Annotated in this window: 7 protein-coding genes; all 7 read left to right on the forward strand. The window is 45.5% G+C overall.

Annotated elements, in window-relative coordinates; translation table 11 throughout:
* The first annotated feature begins 50 nt into the window (after positions 1–50).
* A complete protein-coding gene (locus MHN81_RS19930; RefSeq protein ID WP_023401448.1) occupies positions 51–356 on the forward strand; it encodes a hypothetical protein in 306 nt (101 codons plus the stop codon).
* A complete protein-coding gene (locus MHN81_RS19935) occupies positions 298–936 on the forward strand; it encodes a tail fiber protein (RefSeq protein ID WP_023401449.1) in 639 nt (212 codons plus the stop codon). The genes MHN81_RS19930 and MHN81_RS19935 overlap by 59 nt, the downstream gene beginning before the upstream one ends.
* Positions 937–951: 15 nt before the next feature.
* Positions 952–1,479, forward strand: a complete 528-nt coding sequence (locus tag MHN81_RS19940) for a tail fiber protein (RefSeq protein ID WP_023401450.1) — start codon at positions 952–954, stop codon at positions 1,477–1,479.
* A gap of 16 nt (positions 1,480–1,495) precedes the next feature.
* Positions 1,496–2,044: a tail fiber protein gene (locus tag MHN81_RS19945; RefSeq protein ID WP_023401451.1), complete on the forward strand. Its 549-nt coding sequence runs from the start codon at positions 1,496–1,498 to the stop codon at positions 2,042–2,044.
* Positions 2,045–2,134: 90 nt separating this feature from the next.
* Entirely contained in the window at positions 2,135–3,217 is a 1,083-nt protein-coding gene (locus MHN81_RS19950) for a S8/S53 family peptidase (RefSeq protein ID WP_239426522.1), read from the forward strand.
* Between the two features lie 58 nt (positions 3,218–3,275).
* Positions 3,276–4,463 (forward strand): TIGR03032 family protein, encoded by a 1,188-nt coding sequence (locus MHN81_RS19955; protein ID WP_239426523.1) that lies wholly within the window; start codon positions 3,276–3,278, stop codon positions 4,461–4,463.
* On the forward strand, positions 4,460–9,817 hold a 5,358-nt coding region (locus MHN81_RS19960), incomplete at its 3' end, for an Ig-like domain-containing protein (RefSeq protein ID WP_239426524.1). The genes MHN81_RS19955 and MHN81_RS19960, both read left to right, overlap by 4 nt.

A 9,817-nucleotide genomic window follows, 5' to 3' on the forward strand; every position in this document is an offset into this window, starting at 1 on the left:
AGGGCTGTTTTCGCGTACAACTCTCAACCAATAGAGAAAGGTAGAAATAAATGGAAATAGTGACACAAGATTTGATGCATGCATTGATTGGCCAAAAGGTTGAAGTGCATTCGGAAGATGGTGAGCGACTTTTAAGTCAATTAGAGGTGAGTGATGTGGCTCAGGGTAAAATTGATACCGAAGAGTACCACTCTTTTAGCATTTCTTTAAAGGGCGATACAAACAACCAGTTACCTCAGGATAGTTACCTTTTTAAACACAGCGCGTTTGGTGAGTACAAGATGTTCATGAGCATTTATGACCATGATAAGTATCAAATCGTTATTTCACGAAGACGTGATCAAGCAGTGGGCTAATGGCCCATCCAAAGTAGAAGGAGTGGTATTTATGGTTAATCCATTTTTGGGCATGATACAAATGATTGCCTTTAACTTTCCACCAGTGCATTGGGCTGACTGTAATGGCGCAACAATGCAGATTAACAACAACCCCGCTTTATTTTCTTTAATTGGGGCAACCTTTGGCGGCGATGCCAGAACTAGCTTTGCTTTACCAGACATGCGAGGGCGCGCACCTGTGCATTTTGGTCAGTACGATATTCTGCAACAAGGTCAGCAAGGTGGCGTTGAACAAGTCACATTGACCAATGAACAGACCGGGCACAATCATGATTTGCAGGTAGAGGGGATTGAAGGTGACAGCTTTTTGCCCTTTAGTCCTTCAGATCCAAATGCAGAATACACCATTGCCTTAACAAATACGCAGTTTCCTACTGGGGTTAAAGAGTTTTATGCACAAAACTCTGGCAGTTTGGACAATCTGTCGTCTCAGAGTGTTGGTGCTGCTGGCGGTGGGCAGTCACATACAAATATTCAACCAACCACGGTCATTGGTTTTGTGATAGCGCTCAATGGCGCTTTTCCGCCGCGAAATTAACAAAAGGAGTAAATTATGAGTGATGCATTTATAGCTGAAATTCGTATGTTTGCGGGTGTTTACTCCCCATATAACTGGTCATATTGTGCAGGACAATTGCAAGCGGTAACGGATAATGCCTCCTTGTTTAGTTTGTTGGGATCAAACTTTGGCGGTGATGGTAGAACGACTTATGCTTTGCCTGATATGCGAGGTCGTATACCTGTAGGCAGTGGGCAAGGTCCTGGGTTACCAAATCGTATAATTGGGCAAAAGTATGGCCTTGAAAAAGTCACGTTGACAGTCAATGAAATCCCAGCACACAACCATTTGGTTCAAGTAACCACGGCGGTTTCTGAATTGGATGCCCCTATTTCAGGCCAGTCGTATATTGGCAGCGATTTACATTATTTACCAGATTCTACATCAGGCCTAAAAACCAACCCATTTGCTGAAGGAACCATTGGCACAACTGGGGGAGATGAACCTCATGAAAATAGAATGCCGATGCTCTATATCGGTTTTATTATTTGTATGAATGGCATTTATCCGTCACGCAACTAACCAAAGGAGTAATAAAATGGATCCATTTATTGGTCAAATTGACATGCTACCGTACACGTTTGCTCCTCGAAGTTACACTGTATGTGATGGGCAATTTGTTGATATTTCTCAAAACCAAGCGCTCTATGCAATTATCGGTACGACTTACGGCGGTAATGGGACTACAAATATGCAAATCCCAAATCTGCAAGGCAGAACGCCAACTATGTTCGGTACTGGCCCAGGTTTATCTCCTGGAGATATGGGTAGTGAAGTTGGTATCCCTGAAGTTGTTTTATTGGAAAGCCAATTACCATCACACAGCCATGATATGTATTGCGGAGAGACCATTAAAGATGGTTTAGTCGAACAGTCAAACAATGTTGGATTAATTTCAGCGGCACGAGGCAGTTCTGGCGGTGTAGCAAGGGTGTACTCATCTCAACCTCGCACTGGATCAAACGTACCGCTTAATTACAACGCTGTACTGAGTAACGGACAAAATCAATCGCATGCAAACCGACAACCATATTTAGCGCTGCAGTTTTGTTTGTGTATAGATGGCGTTTTCCCACCTCGCAGTTAGTTGAGTAAGAGTCTGGTGAAAGTGATTTCGATATTTTTCCTGCTACTTCACTTCGGCATTATCGCAGCTGATAATGCCGAGGGTGCTTACGTGTCATTTAAAAATTACGGCCGAGATGTCGCACTTTTCACCTCAGAAACAGCTAATATTTACACGAGTAATATTGGTCAGGAGTTTTATCTCAACCACAAAATAATTATTCAAGTTGAAAAGGGTTACAAAGACAAGTTTACGCATTTAACAGGTGTATTTCAGACACAGCTTTTGTCTGAACTAAGCAATAGTGACATTGTTTTAATCTCTCCCCAGAAGGGGCAGTTCCTTACGGTTTATAAACGCCTTGAAAATATATCGAGCGTAGAAGCTGTGCAACCAGACTATGCAATAGTAAAAAACCATCATCGCACAAGTAAAGCACGTAAAGGTGTAAATATTCATTTTAAGCCACCAAACCGTTTGCAAAATTCACAATGTGAAGTGTCAATTTCACCGACACGGATCGCCATCATTGATGATGGCTTTGACTTTTCTAGCACAGCGTTGTCACCGTTTAATGTCTTGCTGGAATACGATGCTGATCGACAAGAAGTCATGATAGCTGACACCACGAGAGTTGCTGGGCATGGCACTATGGTGGCAAGTGTAATTGCATCACAGCTCAATTCCAAACCAATCAGTAAAATGAGTCACGTTGCAGAAGTTGTCGCTATTCAACAGGCTAGTACACTCAATTCGGCCATGATATTAGCCTTCAGCGTCGCTCAAAAAATGAATGCCGATATTGTTAACAGTAGTTGGACACTGCCCTTTGTTTCGCAGTTACTGGCAAGTGTCATTGACGATGGTTTATTACATGGTGATGTTTCATTTGTGATTGTGTCGGCAGGCAATCATGCTCAAGACGCATGTATTAGCAATAAACTCTCTGTAATAGAGGGAGTCACTACAATCGGCGCATTGTCTAAAGATGGGAGTATTGCGCCCTTTTCAAATTACGGTAATTGCGTGGATTATTACGCACCATCAACCGCGTTACTTCAAAAACAAAACAAACGTATCGCGGTCAGCGGTACTTCCTCGGCCGCCGCGATGGCAACAGGGGAATTCTCTTATTTGTTAAGTTGTGGCTTATCAAATAATGACATTGAAATCAAAAATAATAAATTAAAGTAAAACTCGTTTAGTCGCTAATTACGTGGCTTGAATATGCTGTTCACTAAGGAGTAAAGGCATGCAAGGGTATCGGGAACGTGGGTATGGAAGTTCAGAGCATGAAACTGAACTTGTTAATATTGATTTTGCGAGTCAGTACAGTGAGAATTTTCCGAAAATCTTGCAAGCATTAGGTGTTTCTCTCGCGGTTTCTAGCTACCAGTCACATGCCGTCATGTTGCTTCGAAGCCGAGCAGATGCGCTTAGCTGTAGCGTTAAGCAGTTTGTTCGGCCAATGGGCGTATGTGTGAGCGAAGATCGTTTCTTAGTAAGTACGGTCAATCGCATTGTGAACTTTAAATCAAGCGATATGTCTCGCAGCAGCGTTTGTCGTGGAGAGTTAGACGATTTAGATTTGCTGGCCAGTAAACTGCGTGACGAAGAGCGTGATACTTCCTCGTTTAAGCAGCTAAGAGCGGAACAGATCAGTGCAATCAAACAGTGCGACAAGCTATTTACTGAGCGCTCTTCTCTAACAACGGGGACCTTGAATACCCATGATATCGCCTGGGGAGACGAAGGCCTGTGGGTAGTCAATTCGAGTTTTTCTTGCCTTGCCACAGTGTCATCTGAGTCCGGATTTACAGCACGATGGAAACCGCACTTTATCAGTGAATTAAAACCAGAGGATCGCTGCCATTTAAATGGTATGGCGATGCAAGATGGGCGCCCAAAATATGTGACCACTTTTAATACATTAGATAGTCAGGACTCTTGGCGAACAGAGCTAAATGGTACGCTGATAGATGTAGATAGTAATGAAATACTGCTTTGTGGATTATCTATGCCGCACTCACCTAGGTGCCACGATGGCCTTGTTTATTTGTGTAATTCCGGTTTAGGCGAAGTGATATGTTACAACCCAGACACCCGCAAACAGTCAACGGTTTGTACCTTACCAGGTTTTACCCGTGGGCTGTCATTTTTGGGCGACTTAATGCTGGTTGCCACCAGTCACGTTCGTGCCTCGAAGGTTGTCAGCAATATCCCGTTGACAGCGTCGCACACCCAGACGGATACGGTGTGTGGTATATGGATAGTAAACAAACATAACGGCGAGATCCTATCAAAATTGCAATTTAAAGGTGATGTGAGTCAGCTTTATGACCTGTGCATTATTCCTAACTCTACGTTTCCTGAAATGATCAGTGGCGATGATGCTCTCGCTGCGCACTTGTATGAATTTACGAAGGAAGTATTGAAATGAAAAAGCTTGATATGACCACCTCAATACTGGGAATGATGATCCCTTCCCTTGTCGCTGCGAATCCGTCTTCAAATATTTCAGAGAGCTATTTTACATCTAGTCATGAGGTGCCGACGCTAGATACAATTAAGGTGAGTGACGATACACACTTTCTGCAAGCTGAGGATGAAAAGCCAGTACAAGTGTTTAACATTGCTAAGCAGGCAAAGGTAAAATCGCATGATGGCGAAAATGCCAAAGCTGCGACACTCGCATTTTTAGCCAAGCAAGGGTTACTCAGTAGTAACGGCATGAATTCCACCCAAGTCAGTGGTGAAGTCAGTATTGCCAAAGAGCTTGCAGCTTCTTGCCAAGTAAATTTTGGTTGTACCACTGCATATGGTAGTAAAGCTAGTTGTGAAGCAGCTATTGGAGGAGGTGTTTGGTTTCCTGATACTGATGACTGTACCGCGGCGGCTGCGCCAGATCCCGATATTAATCTTAAAGGAAACAACCAATCGATTACTTCTGGAGATACCACTCCGAGTGCCAGTGACCATACAGATTTTGGTTCACATCAGACTGGTGCGAGTAACTTTACCCGAACGTTTACCATAGAAAATGTGATTGCAAGCTCTACGTTAACTTTAAGTGGTTCGCCGCTGGTCAGTATTTCTGCTTCGAATGATTTTTCTATTTCAAGCCAACCTGGATCAAGTTCACTAAACGGCGTAACGAGCACGACCTTTGTCGTTCAACTTGATCCGACAACAGTGGGCTCTCCTGAAGCAACTGTGACCATAACCAGCAATGACCCCAACGAAGGCACATATACCTTTAAGGTGGGCGCAACGGTGACAGCGGCGAATACGGCACCCGTTGTTGATTTAGATTCTGCTGCTGGGGGCAATGATAGATCTTCAGCGTTTTCTGAAGGTAGTGGCGGGGTTGGCATTACCAATAGTGCCAGTGTGACTGATGCTGAGTCAGATACCATCAAGACAATTACGGTTTCACTAACTAATGATCAAGATGGAGCGTCCGAAGGGCTCAACGTAACTGGAGCGGCTCAAAATGCCTTAAATGGTGTTTCAGGAAAATCAGATGTCACATTGCAAGATACCATTTCAATTACGGGGGCGACTGCAACGCTTGCTCAAGTGCAAACGTTTTTAGATGCGATCACCTATAACAATTCATCGTCAACGCCCAATACGACAGCAAGAGCAGTGACTGTGGTTGTAAATGACGGTACTGATAACAGTGTGTCACGTACTTCAACCGTCAGTGTCACGAATGTGACGTCGACGACATCGTCTGGCGCGTCATTTAATACGACAACAGGTGCTAATTTAAATCCAGCTATTTTGTTTACCAGTGAAAATGAAACGCTGACAATTGCGCAAACGTCCCATGCGTCGGGCTCGACCGCAGATGGCGGTGGCGGGACTGATACCCTTGCTGTTTCAGATAGCGTCGATATCAGTGGCCTGACGTCATTAACCAATTTTGAGACTTTATCAGCTGAAAACAACGGCAATCTGACCTTAAGCGAATCCCAGCATGAGTCTTTCACCACGATCAATGGTGATGGCACAAACCAGTTCACGCTTTCCAGTGCCAATGGCAATGGCGAATTAACGGGTGATCCAGATATTGAAACATATGTGTTAAATGCTGCTATGACATTTAGTTTGGGCAGCGCGTCGCACAATGTAACGGGCAGTAGTTCCAATGACGTGATAAATGTCGCAGCGTTAACCCCAACAGGCACACTTAACGCCGGTGGAGGCACAGGAGATACTTTGCGTCTTTCCAATGGGGCAAATATTGGCGGGGCTACGATATCAAACACTGAAGTACTAGAGCTTATCTCTGGTGCTTCTGTCACTATGACTGAAGCTCAGCATGACAGTTTTAGCTCTGTTACAGCATCGGGCACTGACACGATCACTATCTCCGCGGCCACTGACGGGTTAACAGGTAACGCGGCAATCGAATCTTACACTCTGTCCGTCGCGAACTCGTTTACACTAGGTGCTGCGAGCCAAAATGTCACAGGTAGCACAAATAATGACACGGTTACTGTGGGGACCTTAGTTGCGACAGGAACGCTTGCTGGTGGTTCAGGCACCGACACTTTGTCAGTAGGAAATGGCGGTAGTATTGCCGCAGCCACCGTATCTGGTTTTGAAAACCTTACTTTATCTAGTGGGGCGTCGGCGAGTTTCAGCGCTGCCCAATTATCGCAATTCTCTGGGACAATAACAGCGGCAGGCACAGAAACCATGTCGATAAGTGGGGACGGAAATATCACGACAGTTTCAGGGGTTGAAAATTACACTGTCAATGATGATACCACCAACTCAAGAACCGTGACGCTTAGCGCTGCCGGGCACTCGGTAACCGCAACAAGTAGCAGTGATGCCGTCACATTTGATGTTGGTACGCTCACTTTTACAGGCACCCTCACTGGCGATAACACAGTTGCAGATACGCTCAGTATGTCTAATGGCGCCAACATCAGTGGAGCAACGATAACAAATATTACCAACTTGTCTTTAGTGACAGGTGCTACGGTAACCATGACTGCGTCTCAAAACGAGAGCTTTAGCGGTTCAATCACGGCAGCTGGCACTGAAACGTTTAACATCACGGGTGATGGAGACATAACGGTGCTTTCGGGCATTGAAAACTATGTGGTAGGTGATGACAGCTCTAATACAAGAACAGTCAATGTAGGCGCGACAACCAGTGCCACTGCTACGTCATCCAGTGACGCGGTTACATTTAATATCGCTGGAAATACGTTTACGGGTAGTCTGACCGGTGAAGCGACGGTCGCTGATACTGTTTTGGCAAGTGATGGTGCCGATACGACTGGGGCGAGCTTTAGCAGCGTGGGTACCTTGTCGCTTGCAAGTGGCGCTACCGTAACTCTCGATGCACAGAACATCAGCGACTTTTCAACAGCGATCAATGGTGCTGCAGGGAGCGAAAGCATACAACTGGTAAGTGGTGGCACATTTAATTTTTCCTCAACTAGTGTGTCGAGCATTGAAACGATTGCGCTTGGTTCAAACAGTGTATTCACTGTGACTATACCCGATAATTTCTCTACCAATGGTGGTAGTGTCACAGTCAGCAATACGTCTGGGGCAGCCATTAATGCTGGCGTGACAATCAACGCTTCAGCGCTTGCTGGTGATAGCCTTGTGATTGCTGCCACTGACTTAACAGGTAATGATACATTAACGGGCGGCGATAGTGCTGACACCATAAGGCCAGGTACGGGTACCGATACGATGACAGGTAATGGTGGCAACGATAATTTTATTGGTGCTGCTGCGGATCTTCATGGTGATACAATCGCTGATTTAGCGGTCGGTGACACACTAACAATCACAGGTGTGACGGGCCTTACAACCAATAATGTACGTTTCAACGGCAACAGCACTTTACAGGTGGATACAGATGCAACCGATTTTGCCGCGGTGGAAGTTGCACTGACATTGTCAAACGCACCTGGCGCGGGTTTAGACTTTACAATTGCCGATAGTGGAGCCAATACACTTATTACGCTCATTGCAGCGAATGATACACCTGTATTCAGCTCATTGAACGGGTTGTCTACGTTTACTGAAAATGGTTCGGCAGTTGCGATTGATAGTGATGCAAACGTTGCTGATACAGAGCTCGATGCGTTAAATGGCGGAAATGGGAACTACAACGGGGCGTCTTTGACCATAGCCAGAAATGGCGGGGCAAGCTCTCAAGATGTTTTCGCGAACTTGAATTTACTTGGAGCACTAACACAAGGAAATACCTTTACATACAACGGCACAAATGTTGGTACTGTGACAACCAACTCTGCTGGTACTTTGGTGCTTACGTTTAATGCAAGTGCAACATCAACTATTGTTGATGGTGTCATTCAATCTATTTCTTATGGGAATACGTCGGAAGATCCACCTTCAAGTGTAACGCTTGATTATACATTTAATGACGGCACTGCCAATAGCACAGGCGCCAATCAAGCAGTCGTAAATATCACAGCGCAAAATGATGCGCCAACAGATATCGCGTTGTCAGCCAATAGCATCAATCAATCAGCCACGAGTTCAGGGGCTAATGTGGGTACGTTATCTACTACTGACGTTGATAGCGCTAACACACATAGCTACACCTTGGTAAATAGCGGAAGTAGTGCAAATGGCACCTGTTCTGCACACTCAGGCAATGGCAGCTTCCAAATCAACAGTTCTAGTTTACAAACTCAGGCAGCCCTGAATGCTGGTGATTACATCGTTTGTGTTCAGTCAAATGATGCAACGACAACATTCCAAAAATCGTTCACAGTTACTGTGGTCGACAATGTTGCGCCTAGTGCACCATCAACGCCAGATCTTGATTCAGCTTCAGATACCGGTGGTTCTAACACTGATAATGTCACGTCAGATACAACGCCAACATTTAGTGGCACAGCCGAGTCTGGCAGTACTGTTAGACTTTATAGTGATCAGTCTGGCAATACTGTGATCGGAAGTGGCACGGCTACAGGCGGTAACTGGCAAATTACGACCAGTACGCTCTCCGCTACTACACACGCCATTACGGCAAAAGCGACGGATGCAAGCAGTAATGAGAGTAGTGCCTCAAGTGCTTTAAATGTAACCATAGATACCAGTGCGCCAAATGCACCAGGTACGCCGGATCTGTCCGCGAGTAGTGATTCTGGCACGTCAAATACAGATAATATTACCAATGATACGACGCCAACTATCACAGGTACTGGCACAACTGGCGACACAATTAACTTGTTGTCTAGTCTCGACGGCAATATTGGGAGCACTACTGTGTCTGGTGGTGCCTGGAGTATTACAACCTCTACTTTACAGGTTGGCAGTCACGCTATCTCGGCGCAATCTGTCGACAATGCGGGCAATACTGCGAATTCGGCAAGTAATTTATCTTTAACTATAGATACTCAAGCACCGAGCGGCCACGGTGTTTCGTTTGGCGACAGCTTATATTCCAACACCGAAAAAACAGCGGCGTCTTTTACCTTTAGCAGCGCAGAAGTGGGGGCAACATACAGCTACACCATTTCGAGCAGCAATGGCGGCACGGCGGTGACGGGCAATGGCACGGTGACGTCAGCCAGTCAGCAGCTATCCAACTTGGATTTAAGTGCCCTTAATGATGGTACGCTGACTTTATCTGTGACCTTAACGGATACCGCTGGCAATGGGGCCACAGCAGTGACTGCCAGCAGCACATTAGATACGACCGCGCCAAGTGGTCATAGTGTGGCCCTGAATGACACCAGCTATAACAGCACAGAAACCGGATCTGCTAGCTTTAGTTTCAGTAGT

Source organism: Pseudoalteromonas sp. Of7M-16, from assembly GCF_022347805.1.
In the GTDB taxonomy this organism is placed as follows: Bacteria; Pseudomonadota; Gammaproteobacteria; order Enterobacterales; family Alteromonadaceae; genus Pseudoalteromonas; species Pseudoalteromonas luteoviolacea_F.